Below are 23,868 nucleotides of genomic sequence, written 5' to 3'. Positions count from 1 at the left end.
GATGTCACAACAGGCGTTCGGACACGACCCGGAACGGTACCTGCGGCACCCGGAAACAGAACGCCTCGGCCAGATCGACGCCCATGGCGGCAAGGTACGGGCAGGACACCGGGCCCTCCAGTTGCAGGGGCTGCACGTCCGAAAGGGCAATCGGCAGATCGATATGGGTCAGGGCCAGCCGACCATCCGCGGCGACCGCGAACGCGGCCTCCTGGCAGGCCAGGAACGCCATGGCCTGCGCTGCATCGGTGAACGCCCCGGCCGCCCACGCCGCCGCCAAGGCCGTTGCCGGGCGCACCTGCGCGAGCAGTGCGGGTGCGCTGCCCTGCCCCGGCTCGATCACGGTGTGCCCGCCATCGGCATCCACGGCATGCTCGAAACGCGCGGCCAGATGCGGTTGCATGGCGTCGCTCCACAGGCGTGCACCGGCCGCGTGCAGCGCGCTGTCGATCACGTTGCGATCAAACACGACAAGCGGCGTGGTTGACGTGTCCGTCGCGTGATCCGGCACCACATACCAGCGCCAGTTGCTCTGCAGAGGCGAAGGGAAAATGCGACGCAACGGCCCCGCCAGCGCCGGACCGAAATGGCCGTGACGGTAGGTCAGGATCGTATAGGGCGTACGCCCGTCATGCACGAACAGGCGATGGCCCGGCGGGGGCGGCGGTGCATGACGCACGTCCACCCACCAGCTCAGGTACACCACCTCACGCACATCACTGATCAAGGCCGGTACCGGCAGCACGCGGGTCAGCGCGCGCCGGGCGGCGGTCAGGTGCGCGCAGCCGAGCAGGCCCTGCAGCGCGCGTCCCGGCCACCCCGCGAACGGGTGCCGGTAGCGCGCCGCCTGCGCCAGCGCGGGCTGCGGCGTGCTCAGTCGGCCAGGCCGCGCAGCAGCTCGTTGACGCTGGTCTTGCTGCGGGTCTTGGCATCGACCTGCTTGACGATCACCGCGCAGTACAGCGAGTGCGAGCCGTCCTTGGACGGCAGCTGGCCGGACACAACCACGCTGTACGGCGGTACCGAACCGTAGCTGATCTCGCCGGTGGCGCGGTTGTACACGCGCGTGCTCTGGCCAAGGAACACGCCCATGCCGATCACGCTGTGATGGCCGACCACGAAGCCTTCCACCACTTCCGAACGCGCCCCGATGAAGCAATGGTCTTCGATGATGGTCGGGCTGGCCTGAAGCGGCTCCAGCACGCCACCGATACCGGCGCCACCGGACAGGTGGCAGTACTTGCCGATCTGCGCGCACGAACCCACCGTGGCCCAGGTGTCGACCATGGTGCCCTCGCCCACATAGGCGCCGATGTTGGTGAAGCTCGGCATCAGCACCACGTCCTTGCCGAAGTAGCTGCCACGGCGCGCGATCGCGCCGGGCACCACGCGCACGCCGGCGCGGCGGAACTTGGCTTCATCGAAACCGGCAAAACGCGATTCGACCTTGTCCCAGAACGGCGCCGGGCGTGCATCGACCACGGCCATGTCGTTGACGCGGAAGTACAGCAGCACCGCCTTCTTCAGCCATTCGTTGACCTTCCAGCCACCGTGACCATCGGGCTCGGCAACGCGGAATTCACCGGTTTCCAGACCGTCGATCACGCGGCCGACCAGCGGCTTGGTCGACCCCTCGATCTCATGCAGGGTCAGCGTGGCGCGGCGTTCGAAAGCGCTTTCGATACCGAACTTGAGTTCTTCCACACCCGGCGTGGCCGGCTTGCGCAGCGACTTGCGCGCAATGGTGGCATCACGGCTGGCACTGCGCTTGGCAGCACTCTCGGCTGGAGTAGCAGCCACCTTGCGTGCCGGTGCCTTTTTCACGGCGGCCTTCTTCACTGCGGGTGCGGACTTTTTCGCTGCGGCAGCGGTCTTCTTCACCGCAGGCGCGGCAGCAGGGGTCTTGGCCGCCGCGGTCTTCGCGGCGGTCTTCTTGGCAGGCTTGGTGGCCATCAGTGGGGGTCTCCGGCGTTTCGATCAGGGTCCAGGCAGGCGAGCATCGCGTCTTGCAGCTGCTGTCTGGCGGATTCGGTCAGGGCGTGATCATGCTCATCGCTGATCACGAACATATCTTCGGCGCGCTCGCCGAAGGTAGCGATGCGCGCATCATGCACGCGCAGCCGCTGGTTGCGCAGCACGAACGCCACGTCGGCCAGCAGGCCGGGGCGGTCGGGTGCGACCAGGCTGAAACGGGTGCTGGTGGTCTGGCCATCGGTGACATCGCGGAATTCGATGCGCGGCGTGAAACGGAAGTGCCGCAGCTGGCGCGGAATCACACGACGCGATGGGCGCAGCCGGCTCAGATCGCCGGACAGCGCTTCGCGCAGGCCGGCCTCCAGGCGCAGCGCATCGCCATCGGCGAAGCTGTCGGCCGGGGTCACTTCAAACGTATCGAAGATGGTATCGACCGGGCCGTCCAGCACGCGCGCGCGGTGGATGCCATAGCCCTTGCGGTCCAGCGTCATCACGATCGCGGCGAACAGGCCATCGCGATCCGGCGAGTGCACGAATACCTCCAGCGCGTGGTCGTCCGGGGTGATCCGGCGCACCTTCACCAAGGTCTGGCCCTGCTTGATCGGTACCAGCGCGGCGGCCTGCCAGGCAAGCTGCTCGGGCCGCAGCCGGATGAAGCTCTCATCGGGCATCACGGTGAACTGGCGCTCGATCGTCGCGTCGTCGTAGCCGCGCTCGCGCACCAGTTGGCGCACCGATTCGCGCGCTTCGGCAACACGCTCGGCGGCCGGCATCTGGTTCTCCAGCCCGTCGCGCAGCGCGCGCCGCGCCGCGAAATACAGGTCGGCCAGCAAGCGGTCCTTCCATGCATTCCACAGTTTGGGGCTGGTCCCGGCAATGTCGGCGCAGGTCAGCAGATACAGGTAATCGAGCCGGTCGCGGCTGGCCACCAGGGTGGCGAAGCGATGGATCACGTCTGGATCGGAGATGTCCTGCTTCTGCGCGGTGACCGACATGCGCAGGTGCTGCTCGACCAGCCAGGCCACCAGCTCCGTATCGGAACTGCTCAGCGCCAGCGCCTGGCAGAATTCGCGCGCATCCACCGCACCGAGTTGGGAGTGATCGCCGCCGCGGCCCTTGGCGATGTCATGGAACAGCCCGGCCAACAGCAGCAGCTCCGGCTTGCGCAGCCGCGGCCAGACCTCATGCGCGATGGAGAAGCGTTCGTCGGCGCGACTGGTGGCGAACAGGCCGATGTTCCGCAGCACCATCAACGTGTGCTGGTCCACGGTGTAGACATGGAACAGATCGAACTGCATGCGCCCGGAGACCTGCGCGAAGGCGGGGATCCACTGGCCGAGCACGCCCAGGCGTGCCATCCGCGCCAGGGTGTCGACCGCGCGGGGGCTGCGCAGCAGGCCCAGGAACTGATCGCGTGCCGAGGGGCTGGCCTCTGTGTACGCCGCCAGCTCCGGCAGCGATTCGGCCAGTGCGCGGGCGGTCAGCGAGTGCAGGCCGCGTACATCCGGGTTGTACGCCCAGCTGGAAAACAGCGCGAACACCTGCTCGATGTCGCCCTGCGGCCACGCGGCATCATTGGCAGCCAGGTAACCGCGGCGCAGCGAGAAACCGACACTGACCGGCTCGGGCACCGCTTCGCCATCAAACTGTTCCTCAAAGCGCTGCAGCAGTCGGTCGCTGATCCGCCGCACCACGGTGGCGCTGCGGTAGAACCCCTGCATCATCTTTTCCACGGCCAGGCTTTCGATGTCGTCTTCGAAACCCAGGCGGGCGGCAAGCGTCTTCTGGTAATCGAACCGCAGGCGTTCTTCGGGCCGGTTGGCCACCAAGTGCAGACCGAAGCGCAGCCGTGCCAGCGCGCAGCGTTCGCGCTTGAGCGCGGCGGCTTCATCCGGGCCGAGATGGCCCAGGCCGACCAGCGCTTCCAGGTCGCGCACGCCGAACGCGCGCAGCGCCATCCAGCCGAGCGTATTGAGGTCGCGCAGCCCGCCGGGGCCATCCTTGATGTCCGGCTCAAGGTTGTCGGCGGTGTCGCCGAAGCGCTGATGCCGCGCCAGCAGCTCTTCGCGCTTGGCGAGGAAGAATTCGCGTGGCGGCCACAGGCCCTCCACGTTGACCGCCGCCTTCAACGCATGGCGGGCCGCGTCATCGGCGACCACCGGGCGCGATTCGATCAGCGCGGTCAGTACCGTCTGGTCGGCGCTGGCCTGGGTGCATTCGGCCGGCGAACGTACCGCGTGGCTGACCGGCAGGCCGCAATCCCACAGCAGGGCGAAGAAACGCGCCAGCCCGGACTCGTGCCGTCGCTGCTGCTCGGGCGTGCCCAGCACCAGCACGTCGATATCCGAGCGCGGGAACAACTCACCGCGCCCGTAGCCACCCACCGCGAACAACGCCATCCCCGACCCGGCAGGCAGGCAGCGGTGCCAGGCCAGCCGGATCAAGTGATCGGCCGCCCGCGCGCGCAGGGCGAGCAGGCGTTCGATGTTGTCGTTCTGGTCGAAGCGGCGGTAAAGCCGCGCGTCGGTCTGTTGCAGCGACTGGCGCGCCAACGCCGCCCAGTCCGGGTCGGCGAAGGAATCGGCCGGCGCGTCCAGCATCGGGCTCGCCGGCAGCATGCTCAGACCTGCGATTCGCCGGGCGAGAGGGTCAGCACGTCGACGCCGGTCTCGGTGACCGCGACCATGTGCTCCCACTGCGCCGACAACTTGCGGTCCTTGGTGACCACGGTCCAGCCATCGGGCAGCACCTTGTTGTAGCGGGTGCCCTCGTTGATCATCGGCTCGATGGTGAAGGTCATGCCGGGCTGCAGCACCAGGCCCTGGCCCGGACGGCCGTAATGCACCACCTGCGGTTCATCGTGGTAGACCTTGCCGATGCCATGACCGCAGTACTCGCGCACCACGCTGAAGCGCTCGGCTTCGGCATAGCTCTGGATCGCATGGCCGATATCGCCCAGCGTCGCGCCCGGCTTCACCGCGCGGATGCCGCGCCACATGGCTTCGTAGGTCGCATCGACCAGGCGCTTGGCCATGACCGACGGCGTGCCGACGTAGTACATGCGGCTGGTATCGCCGTGCCAGCCATCCTTGATCACGGTGACATCGATGTTGACGATGTCGCCGTCCTTGAGGACTTTGGCTTCGCTGGGGATGCCGTGGCAGATCACGTTGTTGACCGACGTGCAGACCGTCTTGGGGAAGCCGCGGTAACCGACATTGGCCGGCGTCGCCTTCTGCACATTGATGATGTGGTCGTGGCAGATGCGGTCCAGCTCTTCAGTCGTCACGCCCGGCTTGACGTGGGGGGTGACAACGTCGAGCACTTCGCTGGCCAGGCGGCCGGCGATGCGCATCAGTTCGATTTCCTCGGGGGTTTTCAGATTCACGCTCATGGGAGCCATTATCGCCGATCCGGGGCCAATCTGAACGGGATCGGGTGGAACGCTGACAGCCGGGGTTTGGGCAGCGACCCGCAGTCAGGTGCATGAATGAATGGGATGGCCGTCGCAGAACGCAGTTTCATGCCGAAAACGGCCATTGATTTCGTCAAATCTCACGGCCTCCAAACAAGACGCCACCTATAACCGAGTGAAGACCGTTTCACAGTCCGGCAGCATCGTGTTGTTCAGCAAGGACCCCCGTCCAAGGAGCATGCCCATGCGATTTTTCCGCCCTGCCCTGCTCACCCTGGCCCTGACCGGCCTCGCCACCTCGGCCCTCGCGGCCGATACCACCACGTTCAACGTCAAGGTCATCATCACCAAGGCCTGCACCATCACGGCCGCTGCGGCCACGGACGTCGACTTCGGTTCGGCCCTGTCCACCGCCACTACCCCGTCCAATGCACAGGGCACGATCACCGCGCAGTGCTCGGCGCTGACGCCGTACACCGTGGCCCTCAATGCCGGCTCCAATGCCGGGACGGCCAACGACGTGACCACCCGGCGTATGAAAAACACCGACGCCAGCGTGACCGCCAACAATTTCGTCGGCTATCAGCTCTATCGCGATGCCGGGCATACCAATGTGTGGGGTGCCACCGCCGGCACCAATACAGTGGCCGGCACCGGCACCGGCCTGGCGCAGACACTGAATGTCTACGGCCAGATCGCCAACCCCAGCGTCAACAATGCCGCTGCCGGTAACTATCAGGACACGATCACCGCCACCATCACCTATTGAGGTCCGCCATGCCGATTTCCGCAGGGCATTGCCCTGGGCGGTTGTTCGGGTGCGCGGTGCTGGGCTGGTTGTGGCTGCTGATGGGGAGCGCCACCGCCGCGAGTCTGCAGGTCGCCCCTACGTCTTTACAGCTGACGCCGCGGCAGAACGCCGATGCGCTCTGGCTCACCAACAGCGGCACCGCCCCGGTGCAGGTGCAGGTGCGGGTCTACGAGTGGCGCCAGGACGCCGGCCAGGACCAGCTCCTGCCCACCACCGATCTGCAGGTCAGCCCCCCTATGCAGTCGCTGGCCGCCGGCCAGCAGCAGTTGATCCGCGTAGTGCGCAGCGAACCGGCCACGCCGGCCTCCCAACGCGCGTACCGGGTGGTGGTCGATGAACTGCCCACGGTGGATCCGCGTCGCACCGGTATGCAGTTCGTGCTGCGCTATTCGATGCCGGTGTTCGTCCAACCCGACGCGGGCACCGGCCTGGAATACGCCCTGCAGGCACGGCTGACACGTCTCGATGACGGGCGACCGGCCCTGGAGGTGCACAACAGCGGCAACAGCTATGCCCAATTGGCCGACCTTGGCCTCGGCCCGACCAACCGCCCGCAGATCATCCATCCCGGCCTGCTCGGTTACGTCCTTGGCGGACAGACCATGCGCTGGCCACTGGACATTCCGGCCGCCCGCCTGGCGGGCGCCACGTTCTCGGCAAAGATCAATGGCGAGTCGGCCCAGACGCCACTGCCCGCCGCGCCGCCGGCTCGCTGAGGCCTGCATGCGGATGCTGCTCACCGCGACGCTGACCCCGTGCGCCGCGATGGCAGCCGATGCGGACATTGGCGCGTCGGGCGATGCGATGCTGCCGCCACCGACACCGCTGACCGCCGCGCAGACCCTGTACCTGGAGGTGACGCTCAACCAGACCCCGCGCGGACTGCTGCCCTTTACCGAACTGCAGGGCCGGCTGATGGCCTCCGGCGCCACGCTGCGCCAACTCGGCTTCTCGGCCCGCGGCGAGGAGCCGGTCGCGCTGGAGCACCTCAGCGGGGTGGTCGTGCGCTATGACGCGGCGCTGCAGACGCTGGCCCTGGATGTGCCGCTGGATCAGCTGTCGCTGCCCACCACCCGGCTCGAACGGGCGGCCGACACTGCACCGGCAGCGACCGCGTCGCCCGGCATGGTGCTCAACTATGACGTCTATGGCAGCCACAACGAGGGCGGCGGCAACCTTGCCCTGACCAACGAACTGCGTCTGTTCGGGCTGGGCGAAGGCGTCCTGGAGACCAGCTCGCTGCTGCGTACTTACCAGGATTCCGCCGATCGGCAGTGGCGCGGGGAGAGCGTGCGTCTGGACACGGCGTGGCGCCTGGATTTCCCGGCATCGGCCGTGTCACTGACCGTCGGCGATTTCTACAGCGGCTTTGTCGACTGGAGCCGGCCGGTCCGCATGGGGGGTGTGCAGATCGGGCGCAACTACGGCCTGCAGCCCTACCGCGTGCTGACCCCCACCCCCACCTTCCTCGGCGAAGCGGTCGTCCCGTCCAACGTGGAGCTGTATGTAGATGGCCTGCGCCAGTACAACGGCGAGGTGCCGATCGGCCCCTTCCAGTTGGCCGCGCAGCCGGGCATCAACGGCACCGGCAACGCACAGGTGGTGATCACCGATGCCTTCGGCCGGATGCAGACACTGGACTTTGCCTTCTACGGCACCCAGCAGCTGCTGGCCAAGGGTCTGTCCGACTGGTCGGCCGGCGTGGGCCGGATGCGGAAGGACTACGGCCTGCGTTCGTTCGCCTACGAAACGCCGGTGATCGGCAGCGCCACCTGGCGCTATGGCGCCAGCGACCGGTTCACCGCCGAGGCACACGTGGAAGGCGGTGGCGGCGTGCTCAACGGCGGTGCCGGGGGCTGGTGGCTGCTGGGTGGCGCCGGCGTGGTCAACGCCGCCTATGCGCACAGCCGCTTCGACGGACTCCAGGGCGGCCAATATGCCGTGGGCTACAGCTGGAACAACCGTCGCTTCAACATCAACCTGCTGACCCGGCGGACGCACGGCGCCTACCGCGACCTGGGCGCATTGCAGGACACCCTGCCCCCGGACATCAGCGAGCAGGCCACGATCGGGCTCAACCTGCAGGAGGCCGGATCGCTGAGCGCCAGTTACCTGCGCCTGCGCTATCCCGATGGCGAGGACAACCGCTACGCCAGCCTGTTCTGGTCGCGCAGCTTCGGCGAGCGCTGGTCCGCCTACCTGTCCTTCAACCAGAATCTGGCCGAGAGCGACGACCGCAGTGTCTATCTGTCGGTCTCGGCCGCGTTGGGGCGCAACCGGCAGAGCAGCCTGTCGGCGCAGCGCAACGGCGAGCGGCTGACCTATGTCGCTGATCTTTCCCAGCCCGTGCCGGGCGACGGCAGCCAAGGCGGCCATGGCTGGCGGGTGCAGGCGCGCGGCGGTGACGACGGTGCCGGCGGACTGGCCGAACTGGGCTGGCTCAACCGGGTCGGGCGCTACTCAATGGGCTACGCGCGCCAGGGTGACCTGGATTACGGCTACGCCAGTGCCAGTGGCAGCGTGGTCTGGATGGGCGGACACGTCTTTGCCGCACGCGAGGTCCCCGACGCCTTTGCCGTGGTGTCCACCGATGGCTACGCCGGCATCCCGGTAAGGCTGGAGAACCGGCTGATCGGCAGCACTGACAGAAACGGGCTGCTGCTGGTGACCCCCTTGCTGTCCTGGCAGCGCAACCGGCTCTCCATCGATACGCTGGATCTGCCCGCGGACATGCGCGCCGACCGCGTGGATACCTGGGTGACGCCACGACAGAGCGCCGGGCTGGGCGTCGACTTCGGCCTGCGCCGCACCCAGGCCATGCGGGTGATCCTGCACGATCCCGAGGGCGTCGCGCTGCCCGTCGGCAGCAGCGTGCGGCTGCCCGGCGGAGGGGCCGCCACGGTGGGTTATGACGGAGAAACCTACCTGGAGGATGTTGTTACACCGGCCGTACTGCAGGTCGAACTGCCTGACGGACATTGCAGCGTGCGCCTGGCGCCGCATGTCACCGCCACCTCGCCCGGCATGCCCCGGATAGGCCCACTGCGCTGCCTGCCGACACCCACGCCATGATCGCCACCCGGCTGCTCGCGATCATGCTGGCACTGGGGGCGCTGTGCTGGGTGACAGCGGCGCGTGCGGATACCACGTGCACGGCGACGGCACCCACCGCACTGGCATTCGGCACCATCACCAATGGCGCGGCGAACCCGACCAACGCCATGACCAGCTTCACCATCACCTGCAACACCGCCGCGCTGAGCGTCCTGGGCAGTGCCAGCGTACGCGCCTGCCTGAAGATCGGCACGGGCAGCACCGGCAACACGCTGCTGCCGAGCCGCAGCATGACCAATGCCTCGGCCGATCCGATGGCCTTCCAGCTGTACAGCAACGCCGGCCGCACCACCACGTGGGGTTCGGTACCGGGGGGCTCCCCGGCAGCGTTGGTGGTCACTCTCAACTATGCCGTGCCTTTGCTCGGCGGCGGCAGCGGCAACCAGACCATCACTGTGTACGGGCAGGTCCCCGCCGCCCAGGTGTTGTCGGCCGGCACCTTCGCCAGCAGCTTCGCCGCCGCCAACGTCAGCCTGGAATATGCCTATAACGAGGCCACCATCGGCACCGCCCAGCCACCGGCGCTGTGCACCAGCACCAGCGGCGTCAGCGGCCACAAGACCGCCGACGGCGCGTTCCCGTTCACGGTCAGCGCCAACGTCCTGCCCCAGTGCAGCACCTATGTCACCACCGACATGGATTTCGGCAGCAACGCGGGCGCCATTACCGCCAATCTTGATCGCACCTCGACGATCGGCCTGACCTGCATCAACCGTACCGCCTACAGCATCGGCCTGAACAACGGGCAGAACGCGCTCGGCAACGTCCGGCGCATGCGCTTCACCGCCCCGGACAGCAGCGTCTACTACATCCCCTACGAGCTGTACCGCGACGCGGCGCGCTCGCAGCGCTGGGGCAACACGATCAACACCGACACCCAGGCCGGCACCGGCAACGGAAGCGCACAGACGCTCACCGTCTACGGCCGGGCCCCGCCGACGACGGGCGCGATTCCCGCCCAAGGCAGCTACAACGACCTGATCACGGTGACCATCACCTATTGAGTGGGCCAGCCCTCAAGACGCCCCCCTGCTGGCCGCTAACGGTCGCATCCCCTGCCGTCCGATGTTCGATGCCCGCGCGACCGCCCTGCCTCCTCCTCGCCTGCCTGCTCGCTGCTTCCACCAGTGTCCCCGCTGCGGCACGCCCTGCAAATGGCGGTGGCGCCATGCTGCGCATCGGGGTACGGATCATTGCTGACTGTCACAGCGCAGGCGCGCGTGACGTCGCGGCCTGCGGATCTGCACGGCAGCGCAGCAGCGCAGGCGATCCGGTGCCTGAGCAGGTGGCCGCACTGAGCCCACCCGTGGAACGCGCCGACGGTGCGCACTCCGCCATGATCACCGTCACCTACTGATGCGCCTGCTTCTGGCGCTGCTGTGGTGGGGACTTTGCACCCTGCCGGTACACGCGCTGGATATCCGGCCGGCCAACGTCGCTGTCCCGGCCGGTCCGGCACATGCAGACCTGTGGCTTGACAATCCCGAGCCCACCGCGTGGACGGGGCAGGCCCGCCTGTATCGCTGGACCCAGGAGGGCGACGAGGAGCGCCTGGTGCCAGCGGCCGAGGTGGCGATCAGTCCCGCGCAGCTGGATATCGGCGCCGGCCAGGGCCAGCGGCTGCGCGTCATCCGGCTGGGCGCGGCACCTCAGCGCACCCAGCAGGGCTACCGTCTGATCCTCACGCCCGCGGCCGGGGTGGCGCCCGGACACCCCCGCTACTCACTGCCGGTGTTCCTTGAACCGGCCACCGAGGTACCCCCGGTTTCACGCCTGGGCGTGATCGCAGCAGGCAGCCCGGCCGCCCCACGGCTGCAGCTTTATAATGACGGCGATGGCCATGCCCACCTGGCCGACCTGGTGTTCGTGGATGACCGGGGCCGGCGACAGCGCCTGATTGATGGGCTTGCAGGCTACGTGCTGCCACACAGTCGCCGGAGCTGGGCAGTTCCAGCCCGCCCGGATGGCTATGCCGGCGGCCGCTTCCGGGCCCGCCTGGACCACGCAGAAGAGGCCACCCTGCGCTCCGCCGCACCCGAGATTGCAGCGCCGGCCCAGGCCGGGCTATAATCAACTGGATTTCCCGCGTCCTTTCGCGTGAACACGTCAACACCGGACGTCACCGGTGAATCCACACCTGCAGCCCATATCCGTGCCGGGGTGCTCCGCAAGGAGTTCGGTCACGGAAGCGACAGGGAAGCCAAACCCCGGAACCACCCGCCTTGCGGCGGACCGCCCAACTATTACCCGTGGCGGCCGGTTCCCTATCAGGAGTTACTGCAATGCCTCAGGTCACCATGCGTCAGATGCTGGAAGCCGGCGTCCATTTCGGCCACCAGACCCGTTACTGGAACCCCAAGATGGGCCAGTACATCTTCGGCGCCCGCGGCAAGATCCACATCATCAACCTGGAAAAGACCGTTCCGCTCTTCAATGACGCGATGAACTTCATTTCCAGCGTTGCCCAGAAGCGCGGCACCATCCTGTTCCTGGGCACCAAGCGCAGCGCCCGCGAGTCGATCCGTGAAGAAGCCGAGCGTTGCGGCATGCCCTTCATGAACCAGCGTTGGCTGGGCGGCACCCTGACCAACTTCCGTACCGTGAAGCAGTCGGTTGCCCGCCTGAAGGAACTGGAAGCCGGTGAGACCGACGGCAGCTTCGACAAGCTGGTCAAGCACGAAGTGCTGGGCCTGCGTCGCGAGCGCGACAAGCTGGAAGCCTCGCTGGGCGGCATCAAGGACATGAACCGTCTGCCCGACGCGATCTTCGTCATCGATATCGGCCACGAAGACATCGCCATCAAGGAAGCCAAGAAGCTCGGCATCCCGGTGATCGCGGTCGTCGATACCAACTACAACCCGGAACTGGTCGATTACGCGATCCCGGGCAACGACGACGCCATCCGCGCTGTGCAGCTGTACGCCCGCGCCGCTGCCGACGCCGTGCTGGAAGGCAAGGCGGCTGCTCCGCACGCTGCCACCGTCCGTGAAGAAGAGTTCGCCGACGCTGCCGCCACCGAAGAAGCCAAGCCGGCCCGCCGCGCTCCGGCCAAGAAGGCTGCTGCCGCTCCGGCTGCCGACGCTCCGGCCGCTGGCGAAGCCCAGGCCTGATCCAGGCCCACGGTGGGCGCAGCGCGCCCACCGTTCCTGTCCGCTGCCGATGGCGCGACGACAGGACACTGTCACACGGGCCGGCCACCATGCCGGCCCAACCCCTTTCTTTCGTGAGGAAATCCCGTGGAAATCACTGCTTCCCTGGTCAAGGAACTGCGCGAGCGCACTGGCGCCGGCATGATGGAGTGCAAGAAGGCACTCGTCGAAAACGGCGGCGACATCGACGCCTCGGCCGAATGGCTGCGCAAGTCCGGCCTGGCCAAGGCCGACAAGAAGGCTGACCGCGTGGCTGCCGAAGGCATCATCGTGGCAGCCCAGGACGGCGGCAAGGCCGTGCTGGTCGAAGTCAACTCCGAAACCGACTTCGTCGCCAAGGACAGCAACTTCCTGGACTTCACCAAGGCCGTTGCTGCCACCGCCCTGAGCTCGGGCGCTGCCGACATCGACGCCCTGAAGGCCGCCAAGCTGCCGACCGGCGAGACGATCGAAGAAGCCCGCGCCGCCGTCATCGCCAAGGTTGGCGAGAAGGTCGACGTGCGTCGCATCGTGCGTCTGGAATCGACCAACAACGTCGCTGCCTACGTGCACGGCGGCCGCATCGGCGTGCTGGTCGAGCTGGCCGGTGGCAATGAAGAGCTGGCCCGTGGCCTGGCCATGCACGTGGCTGCCATGAACCCGCCGCACAACAAGGCTGCCGATGTGCCGGCCGAGTTCGTTGCCAAGGAAAAGGAAATCGAACTGGCCAAGATGTCCGACAAGGACAAGTCCAAGCCGGCCGATATCCTGGAAAAGATCATCAGCGGCAAGATCGCCAAGATCGTCAACGAAGTGACCCTGTACGGCCAGCCGTACGTGCTGGACACCAACCAGTCGGTCGAGCAGGTCCTGAAGGCCGCCGGTGCCGATGTGGTCGGCTTCCAGCGCCTGGCCGTCGGCGAAGGCATCGAGAAGGTGGTGGAAGACTACGCCGCCGAAGTGATGAAGCAGGCCGGTCTGGCCTGATTCTCACCGCTTGAAGGTGCTACGAGAGAAGCCGCGGATTCCGCGGCTTCTTTTTTTTGCCCGCTGGTTTTGCTTTGTGTGCCGGATCAGGGCAATACTTCCAAACCGATCTGCCGCGTCAGCACAAGAATCCAGAGATAAAACTGTGATGCGTCTCAGGTATTCTTGCCCCAACACAGTGAAAGCCCCGCCATGCCTCCCGAGCTGACAGCCGCCCTGGCGCTCTGCCGCAACCTGCCCTCCCCGCCCGGTATTGCCCTGCGCATCATCGAACTGGCGCAGGACCCGGAAGCGGACATCACCACCGCCGCCGACATCATCGCCATCGACATGGCGCTGAGCGCCCGCATGCTGCGCATCGCCAATTCGCCCCTGTATGCGAGCCGGCGACGGATCGAGAATCTCGGCCAGGCACTGACCATGCTCGGCCTCAACGCTACGGTGACCCTCGCCCTGGGCTTCACCGTGACCCAGGGCCTGACCGCCGCCGGCGATGGCCAGGACCTGCGCGAACGCGCGTGGCGCCGCAGCATCCTCAGTGCACTGGCTGCCAGCCTGCTCGGTCAGGCCCGCGGCCTGCGCAAGGCCGAAGAGCTGATGCTGGCCGGGCTGCTGCAGGACATCGGCATCCTCGCCCTGGCCCAGACCCAACCGGACACTTACCTGCCCCTGCTGCGCCAGGCGAGCGACAACCACGCCCTTGTTGCACTGGAGCGCGAACAGCTGCAGTGCACGCATGCCGATGTCGGCGCATGGATCACCGAAGAGTGGGGCCTGCCGCGCTACCTGGTGGACAGCATCGCGCACAGCGAATCGCCGGTCGATGGCGAGGACACCTTCCAGGCCTGCGTTGCGCTGTCCGGTGCCGTGGCCGATATCTGGCTCGGCGCCGATGCCGATGCCGCGCGCGAACACGCACTGCAGCAGGTACATGACACCCTCGGGCTGGACAGCGCCCAGTTCGACCAGGTGCTGACCCGGATCGGCGAATCGCTGCCGGACATCAGTGCCCTGTTCGAGACCCCGCTGTTCTCGCCCTCGCGCGTGCAGCAGCTGATCGATCACGCCCAGGAACTGGCGACCCTGCGCAACCTGCGCGAGGTACAGGACGCGGCACTGGCCCGCCAGCGTGCGGACGAGTTCGAAGCACGGGCCAACCGGCTGGCCGAGCAGGCCCACCGCGATGCGCTGACCGGCGTACTCAACCGGCGCCAGCTGGAAGCCGTGCTCGAGCAGGAGTTCCTGCGCGCCACCCGGCACGGCTGGCCGCTGTCCGTCGCGTTCATCGATCTGGATGATTTCAAGAAGATCAACGACGCCCACGGCCATCTGATGGGCGACCAGGTGCTGCGCATGTTCGCCAGCAAACTGCAGGAACAGCTGCGCAACAGCGACACCGTGGCACGCTTCGGCGGGGAAGAATTCATCGCCCTGCTGCCCAACACCACCGAACCGGTGGCACTGGAAGTGGTGCGCCGGGTCCTGGCCAACATCGTCAACACCCCGATGGCCGAAGTGCCCAGCGGCCCCCTCTTCGTGACCTTCTCGGCCGGTGTGGCGACCCAAGGCGGTTACGAGCGTTTCGCCGATGTTCAGGACCTGCTCAAGGCTGCCGACGACGTGTTGTACCGCTCCAAGAATCTGGGCCGCAACCGCGTCATCGCACGCTCGCCGAGTACGACCCCGGCCTGAACCCCGACCCCGCCGGCGCGGCATGATCGCCCGGCGTCACGGACACGGTTCGCCGCAGTGCAGCAGATTTATGCTGCCCGATGACCCGGCTTCCAGTAGAATCCGGGCGTTTTCCACGCACCCAGAGATCGCCATGTCAAAGCTCGCCTATCGCCGCATCCTGTTGAAAGTTTCCGGGGAGGCGCTGATGGGAGACGAGGACTACGGCATCGACCCGAAGGTCATCCACCGCCTCGCCCGTGAGGTGATGGAAGCGCAGGCTGCCGGTGCCGAAGTGGCGCTGGTGATCGGCGGCGGCAACATCTTCCGCGGCGCCGGCCTGGCCGCAGGCGGCATGGACCGGGTCACCGGCGACCAGATGGGCATGCTGGCCACCGTGATCAATGCGCTGGCCATGCAGGACGCCCTGGAGAAGCTGGGCGCCAAGGCACGCGTGATGAGCGCGATCAAGATCAACGACGTCTGCGAGGATTACATCCGTCGCCGCGCGATCCGCCACTTGGAAAAGGGCCGCCTGGTGATCTTCGCCGCCGGCGTCGGCAGCCCGTTCTTCACCACCGATTCCGGCGCTGCCCTGCGCGCGATCGAAATCGGCGCGGACCTGCTGCTGAAGGCCACCAAGGTGGACGGCGTGTACGACAAGGATCCGAACAAGTACAGCGACGCGGTCCGTTTTGACAGCCTGACCTACGACGAAGTGATCCGCCGCGGGCTGGAAGTGATGGATACGGCTGCCTTCGCCCTGGCCCGCGACAGCGACCTGCCGCTGCGCGTGTTCGACATGGGCCAGCCGGGCGAGCTGCTCAAGATCCTGCACGGCGACAATATCGGCACCCTGGTGCAGGGCCGCGACAACAGCTGAGCCTGAGCGCAGGCCCACGCCTGCGCCCTGAACGGCCCGGCGAAGCCCCTTCTTCGCCTATAATCGCCCGATTCCCAGTTACATCCAGGATTCGGGCGATGCTCAACGAAATCAAGCAGGACGCGCAGACGCGCATGGCAAAGAGCATCGATGCTCTGAAGCACACCCTCACCTCCATCCGCACCGGCCGTGCTTCCCCGGCCCTGCTGGATCGCATCACCGTCAAAGCCTACGGCACCGACACCCCGCTGAACCAGGTGGCCTCGATCAGCGTGTCCGAAGGCCACTCGCTGGTCATCACCCTGTTCGACAAGGGCATGATCAAGGACGTGGAGAAGGCGATCTACGCCTCCGACCTCGGCCTGACCCCGAACGTGGCCGGCACCGTCATCCGCCTGAACCTGCCGCCGCCGACCGAAGAGCGCCGCAAGGAGCTGGGCAAGCAGGTGCAGAAGGAAGGCGAAGGCGCCAAGATCGCCATCCGCAACATCCGCCAGGACGCCAACAAGGCGATCGCCAACCTGATCAAGGACAAGGCGATCAGCGAAGACGACAAGAAGCGCGGCGAAGACGACATCCAGAAGCTGACCGACAAGTCCATCAAGGACGTCGACAGTGTGGTCGCCGAGAAAGAAAAGGAACTGATGGCGGTCTGAGCCCTATGTCCCAGGCCCCGACCAGCAGTTCTGCCGCGCCGATGCCGCGCCACGTTGCCATCATCATGGATGGCAACGGGCGTTGGGCACAGAAGCGCCGTCGCCCGCGCGTGATCGGCCATCGTGCCGGCGCGCGCGCGGTCAACCGCACCATCGATTTCTGCCTCGACCACGGCATTGCCGCGTTGACCCTGTTCGCCTTTTCCAGTGAAAACTGGGGCCGGCCGAGCGATGAGGTCGATGCGCTGATGAAGCTGTTCCTCAATGCGCTCGACCGCGAAGTGGACGAGCTGCATCGCCGTGGCGTGCGCGTGCGTTTCATCGGCGAGCGTGAGCGCTTCGGCGCCGGGCTGGTCAGCCGCATGCAGCTTGCCGAGCAGCGCACCGCCGGCAACCGTGCGATGACCCTGAGCATCGCCGCCAGCTATGGCGGTCGCCAGGACATCGCCCGCGCCGCGCGCGAGCTGGCCGCCGAGGTCGCGGCCGGTCGCCTGCTGCCCGAGCAGATCGACGAAGCCATGCTCAGCAGCCGCGTGGCGCTGGCCGACCTGCCGCCGCCGGACCTGTTCATCCGCACCGGCGGCGACACCCGCATCAGCAATTTCCTGCTGTGGCAGCTGGCCTATACCGAACTGTGGTTCACCGACGTACTGTGGCCCGAGTTCGATGCCGCCGTCCTGCAGGAGGCGATCGACGCCTATGCCGCGCGTGAACGCCGTTTCGGCCTGACCAGCGCCCAGATCGCCGCCTTGGCCACCGAGACCTCTTCCCCATGACCAAGACCCGAGTCATCGCCGCGCTGATCATGGCGCCGGTCGCCATCCTCGCCATCCTCATGCTGCCGACCCAATGGTTGGCTGCCGCGGCAGCCGCCGTGTTCCTGATCGGCCTGTGGGAATGGCTGAAGCTGGCCGACGTCGAAGACACCCTCGCCCGCACCGTCCTGCTCGTGCTGAACCTGGTGCTGATGGTGCTGATCGTGTGGGCCGATGCCGGCTCGCTGGTGCTGTACCAGATCGCCGCACTGGTCGGCATCGGGTGGTGGCTGCTGGCGCTGCTGTGGCTGCGCTTCTTCAACTTCGGCGCCAGCCCGAGCAGCCCGGCGCGTGCGCTCAAGCTGCTGGCCGGCACCCTGGCGATCGTTCCGGCCTGGGCCTCGCTGGTGCTCATCCATGCCAGCGGTGACAACGGCCACCTGTGGCTGCTGACCGCGCTGGCCGTGGTCTGGGCCGCCGATTCGGGCGCCTACTTCGCCGGCCGCACCTTCGGCCGGACCAAGCTGGCGCCACGCATCAGCCCCAACAAGACCTGGGAAGGCCTGGGCGGCGGCATGGTCGCCGGCCTGATCGTGGCACTGGGCTTCGGCTGGCTGGCCGGCATCGACAGCGGCCACCTGGTCGGCCTGGTCATCACTGCCGTGGTCACCGTGTTCGCCTCGGTGCTGGGCGATCTCTATGAGAGCCTGATCAAGCGCCACGCCGGTGCCAAGGACTCGGGACACATCATCCCCGGCCATGGTGGCGTGCTGGATCGCATTGACGGCGTGCTCGCCGCCCTGCCGGTGTTCGCACTCGGCAAGGAAATCTTCGGGTTCTAACCATGTCCAGCGCTTCCGCCCTCCGCCAGGTCGCCGTATTCGGCGCCACCGGTTCCATCGGCGCATCCGTGCTGGATGTGATCGCGCGCCATCCGGACCGCTACCGGGTCACCGTGCTGGCTGCGGGTCGTCAGGTCGATGCACTGGTCGCGCTGTGCGCCGTGCACCGTCCGGCCCATGCGGTGATCGCCGACGCGTCGCTGTACGCCGCCCTGCGCGATGGCCTGCGTGACGCCGGCCTGGCCACCCAGGCCCACGCAGGCGCCGCAGCGCTGGATGCGCTAGCTGCCAGCGATGTCTGCGACACCCTCGTCGCGGCCATCGTCGGCGCTGCCGGGCTGTCCTCGACCCTGGCCGCCGCCACTGCGGGCAAGCGCATCCTGCTGGCAAACAAGGAATCGCTGGTGCTCGCCGGCGAACTGCTGATGCGCCAGGCCGCTGCCGCCGGTGCCGAGATCATCCCGATCGACAGCGAACACAGCGCGATCTTCCAGTGCCTGCGCTCGCGCGATGCCAGCCTGGACGGCGCCGGTGTACGCCGGATCATCCTGACCGCCTCGGGCGGTCCGTTCCGCGGCCGCAGCCGCGAGCAGCTCGCCCAGGTCACCCCGGCCCAGGCCGTGGCCCACCCGAAGTGGTCCATGGGCCCGAAGATCTCGGTGGATTCGGCGACGTTGATGAATAAAGGGCTCGAAGTCATCGAAGCCCATCATCTGTTCAACGTGCCCGGCGAGCGCATCGACGTGCTGGTTCACCCCCAGAGCCTGGTGCATTCGCTGGTCGAGTTCGTCGACGGCTCGACCCTGGCCCAGATGGGTCTGCCGGACATGCGTACCACCCTGGCCGTGGGCCTGGGCTGGCCGCAGCGGATCGAATCGGGGGTAAGCGGGCTGGATCTGCTCACCCAGGGCCGGCTGGATTTCGAAGCGCCGGATACCGACGCCTTCCCCTGCCTGAAGCTTGCCTGGCAGGCCATGGCCGCCGGCGGCACCGCCCCCGCGATCCTCAATGCGGCCAACGAAGTGGCTGTTTCAGCGTTTCTTCAGGGGCGGGCAGCTTTCCTTGCCATTCCCACGCTGGTCGCTAACGCTCTGTCAACACTGTCGACCGAGTCCGCCGATACACTGGAGGGCCTGCTGACCGCCGATCAGCGCGCCCGCCAGATCACCCAAGCCGCCATCGACCACGCCTGAATGCCCGACACGTCCCCTTACAGCGCTGATCACCATGGGTGATTTCATCGGATCCGTCTGGTGGATGATCGTCAGCCTTGGCGTGCTGGTGACCTTCCACGAATTCGGTCATTACTGGGTCGCCCGCCGTTGCGGGGTCAAGGTGCTGCGCTTCTCTGTCGGTTTCGGCAAGCCGCTGTGGTCGCGCCGCAACCGCGATGGCACCGAGTTCGCGATCGCCGCCATTCCACTGGGCGGCTACGTGAAGATGCTGGACGAGCGCGAGGTGGAGGTGCACCCGGCAGAGCGCGGCCAGGCCTTCAACCACAAGACCGTGTGGCAGCGGATCGCCGTGGTCGCCGCCGGTCCGGCCGCCAACCTGATCCTGTGCATCGCCCTGCTATGGGCGATGTTCGTGATCGGCAAACAGGATTATTCGGCCACCATCGGTCGGACCACCGGCATGGCCCAGACGTCGGGGCTGCAGGCCGGCGACCGCGTGGTGAAGGTAGACGGCCGCAGCGTGGCCACCGCCGGTGAGGCCAGCATGGCCCTGACCACGGCAGCCATGGACCGCCAGGACGCCAAGGTCGAGGTGCTGGATGGGCTGGATCAGCCCCGCACCCGCACCGTGCCGCTGTCGCAGCTGCCGGCTGGCTTCGACGAGCGCCGCGTGCCGCAGTTGGCCGGCCTGAGCTGGCAGTTCTGGCTGCAGCCGGCGCTGGTGGACAAGGTACTGCCCGATGGCGCCGCCCAGGGCGTGCTGGTGCCGGGCGACCTGATCGTGGCCGTGGACGGCCAGCGCATTGAAGGCGCCGACCAAGTGCCGGCCCAGATCGCCGCGCTGGGCCAGCGTGGCGGGCCCGGCATGATCGACGTCCTGCGCGGCGGCGAACGGCTGGCGCTGGAAATCACCCCGCGCCAGGGCGTGGATGGCCGCGGCCAGGCCACTTGGCAGATTGGCATCGGATTCCCGGAGACCCATGCCCCGGCGTATGACGCCGAACTCAAGTTCGGGCCGTTTGCGGCAGTCCCGGTCGCCCTGCGTGAAACCGCCCGCATGGCCGGCGATTCGCTGGGCATGATGCGACGCATCGTCACCGGCAATGCCTCGCTGCAGAACATTTCCGGGCCGGTCACGATCGCCCGGGTCGCCAATGTCTCGGCCAAGCGCGGCCTGGACTGGTTCCTGTATTTCCTGGCGTTGCTGTCCCTGAGCCTGTGCATCATCAACCTGTTGCCCATTCCCATCTTGGACGGCGGGCACCTGCTGTATTACCTTATCGAGTTGGTCAAGGGCAGCCCGCTGAGCGAGCGTGCCATGGCCGCCGGACAGTATGTCGGCCTGGCCCTGCTGGCCGGACTGATGGGATTGGCGTTCTACAACGACATCCTCGGTCTGGTCCCGCGATGAACTTTTATCCTTTTGTCGTCGTCTTATGCGCCGGCATCCCGCAATGTTGAAATCGACTCCAACCGGACGTGACATGACGCGACTCCCCAATCGCCGCCTGCTGGCCCTCGCACTCGTTGCCGGTTTCGGCGCGCCCGCCCTGGCGCAGGCAGCCGAGCCCTTCACCGTCAGCGACATCCGCGTGGATGGTCTGCAGCGCATCACCTCCGGTACCGTGTTCACCTACCTGCCGGTGGAACGTGGCGACACCATCACCGACAACAAGGTCGGTGAAACCATCCGTGCGCTGTACAAGACCGGCTTCTTCGAAGACGTCCAGCTGGACCGCCAGGGCGACATCCTCGTGGTCACGGTCAAGGAACGGCCGGCGATCAACAAGTTGACCGTCACCGGCAACAAGGACATCAAGAGCGACCAGCTCCTCAAGGGCCTGAGCGACATCGGCCTGACCGAGGGCGGCACCTTCGATCGTCTGAGCCTGGACCGCGTGACCCAGGAACTGCGCCGCCAGTACAACGACCGTGGCAAGTACAACGTGGACATCACCCCGACGGTGAGCCCGCTGGACCGCAACCGCGTGGACATCGCCATCGCGATCAAGGAAGGCAAGGCCGCCAAGATCCAGCACGTCAACCTGGTCGGTACCGAGAAGTTCGCCTCCGAAGACATCCTGGAAACCTGGGAATCGAAGGAGCACAACTGGGCCTCGTGGTACCGCCGCGATGACCAGTACTCCAAGGAAAAGCTGTCCGGCGATCTGGAAAAGCTGAATTCCTGGTACCTGGACCGCGGCTACGTGGATTTCAGCATCGATTCCACCCAGGTCTCGATCAGCCCCGACAAGCGCGACATGTTCATCACCGCCGGCGTGACCGAGGGTGAGCAGTACAAGATCTCCGAGATCAAGGTCACCGGCGACACCATCCTCCCGCAGGAAGATGTCGAGCGCATGGTGATCCAGAAGTCCGGCGATACGTTCTCGCGTGCGCTGCTGGAATTCAGCTCGGACCAGATCACCAATTCGCTGTCCAACATCGGTTACGCCTTCGCCAAGGTGAACCCGATTCCGACCAGCAACCGTGCCGACCGCACGGTGGCCATCAACATGCAGGTCGTTCCCGGCCCGCGCGTGTCGGTGCGCCGCATCACCTTCAAGGGCAACACCCGCACCTCCGACGAAGTGCTGCGTCGTGAAATGCGCCAGTTCGAGAACAGCTGGTACTCGCAGGCCGCGATCGACCGTTCCAAGATCCGTCTGCAGCGCTTGGGCTATTTCGAATCGGTCGACGTGGAAACGCCGCCGGTCACCGGCAGCAACGACCAGGTCGACGTGGTCTACAACGTCAAGGAAACCACCTCCGGCAGCTTCGTGTTCGGCTTGGGCTATTCGCAGTCCTACGGCATGACCACCTCGGTGCAGCTGTCGCAGAACAACTTCCTGGGCGGCGGCAACCGCGTGTCCGTCGAAGCCTCGCGCAGCAGCTACCTGCAGCGTTACGGCTTCAGCTACACCAACCCGTACTTCACCGATGACGGCGTCTCGCTGGGCTACAACCTGTCCTGGCGCGAACTGGATTACTCCGACTTCAACACCGCGCAGTACAACAGCACCAACGGTGCCGCGCAGGTGGTGTTCGGCGTGCCGATCACCGAGAACGACACCGTCTCGCTGATGGTGGGCATCGACAGCAACCAGATCACCACCTACCAGGGCTCGACCCCGCAGGCGATCATCGATTACATCAACGCCGTCGGCCAGCGCACGTTCCACTCCTGGCGCAGCGAGCTGGGCTGGGCGCGCGATACCCGTAACGACTACTTCATGCCGACCCGCGGTACCTACCAGCGCGTCGGTCTGGAAACCACGCTGCCGGGTTCGACCGTCGAGTACTACAAGCTGAACTACCAGTTCTCCAAGTACTGGCCGATCATCCCGCAGCTGGTCATCAACACCCGCGCCGAAATCGGCTACGGCGACAGCTACGGCAAGGACGTGACGCGCGACCTCTGCTACACCGCGCCCTCGACCGCCAATCCGAATCCGACCCAGACCATCGACTGCAACCCGGCCTCGTCGGATTACATCAAGACCGTCACCGCCACGGGCCTGCCGTTCTACGAGAACTTCTACGCCGGTGGTACCAACTCGGTGCGTGGTTTCGAAGACAACACCCTGGGCCCGCGTTCGGAACCGACCCTGAGCTACAACCGCGGCCAGCCGCTGGGTGGCTCGCTCAAGACCGTCGGTTCGGTCGAAGCCTACTTCCCGCGCCTGTTCGACAGCCCGTCGGCCCGTATCTCGGCCTTCGTGGACTTCGGCAACGTGTACACCGGCGTGAGCAACTTCAAGGCCAACGAACTGCGCGTGTCCACCGGTGTGGCCCTGCTGTGGCGCGCCCCGGTCGGCCCGATCTCGATCAGCTACGCCTTCCCGCTCAAGAAGGAAGACGGCGACGAAGTCGAGCGTCTGCAATTCACGTTCGGCGGTCAGTTCTGACGAACTGCTTCGCAGTTCGTCCGCGCATTCCACCTCATCCCCGCGCCTTCGGCGCGCCCCCTTCAACAGAAGGGGGCTCTCCACCAGACGGGGTACGCATTCGCCGGGCATTGCCCGGCGTTTTCGTTTTGGTGTTGGGACTGATCAATGATCGATGCAGCTTTCGGTTAGGACTCATCGTTGCTCGATGCCGCTTTGGGTAGGTGCCGACCGTTGGTCGGTACGAACCTCCGGGATCAACGAGAGCCGGCCAGCGGCCGGCACTACCCTGCCGCGCGCGCGTTGAACCGTCGGGGGTCGTGGCGGGCAGCCCTGGCCAGGACCGTTGGGCCTGTCTCTTATACACATCTCCGAGCCCACGAGACGACTAGCTATCTCGTATGCCGTCTTCTGCTTGAAAAAATTTTTTTTTAATGATACGGCGACCACCGAGATCTACACTAATTATTTCGTCGGCAGCGTCAGATGTGTATAAGAGACAGTCCCATCGCGGCGGAGCCCGCCCCTGCGGGGGCTTTACCGCCTGGGGTCGAGACCGCAGCGCCGGCA

General features: G+C 66.5%; 19 protein-coding genes. 15 read left to right on the top strand and 4 right to left on the bottom strand.

What is annotated here, in order from left to right:
• Positions 1–4 precede the first annotated feature (4 nt).
• The 4 genes from ABE464_RS18375 to map are packed head-to-tail and all read right to left on the bottom strand — an operon-like array spanning position 5 to position 5,368.
• Complete coding sequence (locus ABE464_RS18375) at positions 5–877, bottom strand: hypothetical protein (RefSeq protein ID WP_346473112.1); 873 nt, start codon at positions 875–877, stop codon at positions 5–7.
• Positions 874–1,953, bottom strand: a complete 1,080-nt coding sequence (gene dapD, locus ABE464_RS18370) for a 2,3,4,5-tetrahydropyridine-2,6-dicarboxylate N-succinyltransferase (RefSeq protein WP_346473095.1) — start codon at positions 1,951–1,953, stop codon at positions 874–876. Before dapD ends, ABE464_RS18375 begins: the two co-directional genes overlap by 4 nt.
• Entirely contained in the window at positions 1,953–4,592 is a 2,640-nt protein-coding gene (locus ABE464_RS18365; RefSeq protein ID WP_346473094.1) for a [protein-PII] uridylyltransferase, read from the bottom strand. Before ABE464_RS18365 ends, dapD begins: the two co-directional genes overlap by 1 nt.
• Before the next feature lie 2 nt (positions 4,593–4,594).
• Entirely contained in the window at positions 4,595–5,368 is a 774-nt protein-coding gene (gene map / locus ABE464_RS18360) for a type I methionyl aminopeptidase (protein WP_123728774.1), read from the bottom strand.
• Between the two features lie 265 nt (positions 5,369–5,633).
• On the opposite strand from map, the gene ABE464_RS18355 reads away from it, so the two are divergent.
• The 15 genes from ABE464_RS18355 (at position 5,634) to bamA (ending at position 23,319) form a co-directional block, all read left to right on the top strand.
• Entirely contained in the window at positions 5,634–6,158 is a 525-nt protein-coding gene (locus ABE464_RS18355; RefSeq protein WP_346473093.1) for a spore coat U domain-containing protein, read from the top strand.
• Between the two features lie 80 nt (positions 6,159–6,238).
• Positions 6,239–6,916 carry a molecular chaperone gene (locus ABE464_RS18350; protein ID WP_346473111.1) on the top strand — a complete coding sequence of 226 codons (678 nt, stop codon included), beginning with the start codon at positions 6,239–6,241 and terminating at the stop codon, positions 6,914–6,916.
• Between the two features lie 7 nt (positions 6,917–6,923).
• Complete coding sequence (locus ABE464_RS18345) at positions 6,924–9,272, top strand: fimbria/pilus outer membrane usher protein (protein WP_346473092.1); 2,349 nt, start codon at positions 6,924–6,926, stop codon at positions 9,270–9,272.
• A complete protein-coding gene (locus ABE464_RS18340) occupies positions 9,269–10,318 on the top strand; it encodes a spore coat U domain-containing protein (RefSeq protein ID WP_346473091.1) in 1,050 nt (349 codons plus the stop codon). Before ABE464_RS18345 ends, ABE464_RS18340 begins: the two co-directional genes overlap by 4 nt.
• Before the next feature lie 352 nt (positions 10,319–10,670).
• Complete coding sequence (locus tag ABE464_RS18335) at positions 10,671–11,384, top strand: fimbria/pilus periplasmic chaperone (RefSeq protein ID WP_346473090.1); 714 nt, start codon at positions 10,671–10,673, stop codon at positions 11,382–11,384.
• Between the two features lie 212 nt (positions 11,385–11,596).
• Positions 11,597–12,424: a 30S ribosomal protein S2 gene (rpsB, locus tag ABE464_RS18330; protein ID WP_088433311.1), complete on the top strand. Its 828-nt coding sequence runs from the start codon at positions 11,597–11,599 to the stop codon at positions 12,422–12,424.
• A gap of 126 nt (positions 12,425–12,550) precedes the next feature.
• The gene (tsf, locus tag ABE464_RS18325; RefSeq protein WP_123728767.1) at positions 12,551–13,429 is read left to right on the top strand and encodes a translation elongation factor Ts; all 879 of its coding nucleotides are present in this window, start codon (positions 12,551–12,553) and stop codon (positions 13,427–13,429) included.
• A 192-nt stretch (positions 13,430–13,621) separates the two neighbouring features.
• The gene (locus ABE464_RS18320; protein ID WP_346473089.1) at positions 13,622–15,121 is read left to right on the top strand and encodes a GGDEF domain-containing protein; all 1,500 of its coding nucleotides are present in this window, start codon (positions 13,622–13,624) and stop codon (positions 15,119–15,121) included.
• Positions 15,122–15,254: 133 nt separating this feature from the next.
• Positions 15,255–15,983 carry a UMP kinase gene (gene pyrH / locus ABE464_RS18315; RefSeq protein WP_123728765.1) on the top strand — a complete coding sequence of 243 codons (729 nt, stop codon included), beginning with the start codon at positions 15,255–15,257 and terminating at the stop codon, positions 15,981–15,983.
• A 98-nt stretch (positions 15,984–16,081) separates the two neighbouring features.
• Entirely contained in the window at positions 16,082–16,639 is a 558-nt protein-coding gene (gene frr, locus ABE464_RS18310) for a ribosome recycling factor (RefSeq protein ID WP_046272044.1), read from the top strand.
• Positions 16,640–16,680: 41 nt separating this feature from the next.
• The gene (uppS, locus tag ABE464_RS18305) at positions 16,681–17,415 is read left to right on the top strand and encodes a polyprenyl diphosphate synthase (protein WP_346473110.1); all 735 of its coding nucleotides are present in this window, start codon (positions 16,681–16,683) and stop codon (positions 17,413–17,415) included.
• Entirely contained in the window at positions 17,412–18,236 is an 825-nt protein-coding gene (locus ABE464_RS18300) for a phosphatidate cytidylyltransferase (protein WP_123728763.1), read from the top strand. Before uppS ends, ABE464_RS18300 begins: the two co-directional genes overlap by 4 nt.
• Before the next feature lie 2 nt (positions 18,237–18,238).
• Positions 18,239–19,429: a 1-deoxy-D-xylulose-5-phosphate reductoisomerase gene (locus tag ABE464_RS18295; protein ID WP_346473088.1), complete on the top strand. Its 1,191-nt coding sequence runs from the start codon at positions 18,239–18,241 to the stop codon at positions 19,427–19,429.
• Between the two features lie 34 nt (positions 19,430–19,463).
• Entirely contained in the window at positions 19,464–20,822 is a 1,359-nt protein-coding gene (gene rseP, locus ABE464_RS18290) for an RIP metalloprotease RseP (RefSeq protein WP_346473087.1), read from the top strand.
• 73 nt (positions 20,823–20,895) lie between these two features.
• Entirely contained in the window at positions 20,896–23,319 is a 2,424-nt protein-coding gene (gene bamA, locus ABE464_RS18285; RefSeq protein ID WP_346473086.1) for an outer membrane protein assembly factor BamA, read from the top strand.
• The last annotated feature ends 549 nt before the right edge of the window (positions 23,320–23,868 follow it).

It is taken from the genome of Stenotrophomonas sp. TWI587, assembly GCF_039674145.1.
Lineage (GTDB): Bacteria > Pseudomonadota > Gammaproteobacteria > Xanthomonadales > Xanthomonadaceae > Stenotrophomonas > Stenotrophomonas maltophilia_AY.
Note: the sequence above shows the minus strand (reverse complement) of the source record. Positions and strands in the feature narration are given on the sequence as shown.

What these genes read in the sequence shown, in the direction of transcription:
- dapD (WP_346473095.1), bottom strand. Translation starts at nt 1,953, where the DNA reads ATGGCCACCAAGCCTGCCAAGAAGACCGCCGCGAAGACCGCGGCGGCC.
- ABE464_RS18365 (WP_346473094.1), bottom strand. Translation starts at nt 4,592, where the DNA reads ATGCTGCCGGCGAGCCCGATGCTGGACGCGCCGGCCGATTCCTTCGCC.
- map (WP_123728774.1), bottom strand. Translation starts at nt 5,368, where the DNA reads ATGAGCGTGAATCTGAAAACCCCCGAGGAAATCGAACTGATGCGCATC.
- ABE464_RS18355 (WP_346473093.1), top strand. Translation starts at nt 5,634, where the DNA reads ATGCGATTTTTCCGCCCTGCCCTGCTCACCCTGGCCCTGACCGGCCTC.
- ABE464_RS18350 (WP_346473111.1), top strand. Translation starts at nt 6,239, where the DNA reads ATGGGGAGCGCCACCGCCGCGAGTCTGCAGGTCGCCCCTACGTCTTTA.
- ABE464_RS18345 (WP_346473092.1), top strand. Translation starts at nt 6,924, where the DNA reads ATGCGGATGCTGCTCACCGCGACGCTGACCCCGTGCGCCGCGATGGCA.
- ABE464_RS18340 (WP_346473091.1), top strand. Translation starts at nt 9,269, where the DNA reads ATGATCGCCACCCGGCTGCTCGCGATCATGCTGGCACTGGGGGCGCTG.
- ABE464_RS18335 (WP_346473090.1), top strand. Translation starts at nt 10,671, where the DNA reads ATGCGCCTGCTTCTGGCGCTGCTGTGGTGGGGACTTTGCACCCTGCCG.
- rpsB (WP_088433311.1), top strand. Translation starts at nt 11,597, where the DNA reads ATGCCTCAGGTCACCATGCGTCAGATGCTGGAAGCCGGCGTCCATTTC.
- ABE464_RS18320 (WP_346473089.1), top strand. Translation starts at nt 13,622, where the DNA reads ATGCCTCCCGAGCTGACAGCCGCCCTGGCGCTCTGCCGCAACCTGCCC.
- pyrH (WP_123728765.1), top strand. Translation starts at nt 15,255, where the DNA reads ATGTCAAAGCTCGCCTATCGCCGCATCCTGTTGAAAGTTTCCGGGGAG.
- frr (WP_046272044.1), top strand. Translation starts at nt 16,082, where the DNA reads ATGCTCAACGAAATCAAGCAGGACGCGCAGACGCGCATGGCAAAGAGC.
- uppS (WP_346473110.1), top strand. Translation starts at nt 16,681, where the DNA reads ATGCCGCGCCACGTTGCCATCATCATGGATGGCAACGGGCGTTGGGCA.
- ABE464_RS18300 (WP_123728763.1), top strand. Translation starts at nt 17,412, where the DNA reads ATGACCAAGACCCGAGTCATCGCCGCGCTGATCATGGCGCCGGTCGCC.
- ABE464_RS18295 (WP_346473088.1), top strand. Translation starts at nt 18,239, where the DNA reads ATGTCCAGCGCTTCCGCCCTCCGCCAGGTCGCCGTATTCGGCGCCACC.
- rseP (WP_346473087.1), top strand. Translation starts at nt 19,464, where the DNA reads ATGGGTGATTTCATCGGATCCGTCTGGTGGATGATCGTCAGCCTTGGC.
- bamA (WP_346473086.1), top strand. Translation starts at nt 20,896, where the DNA reads ATGACGCGACTCCCCAATCGCCGCCTGCTGGCCCTCGCACTCGTTGCC.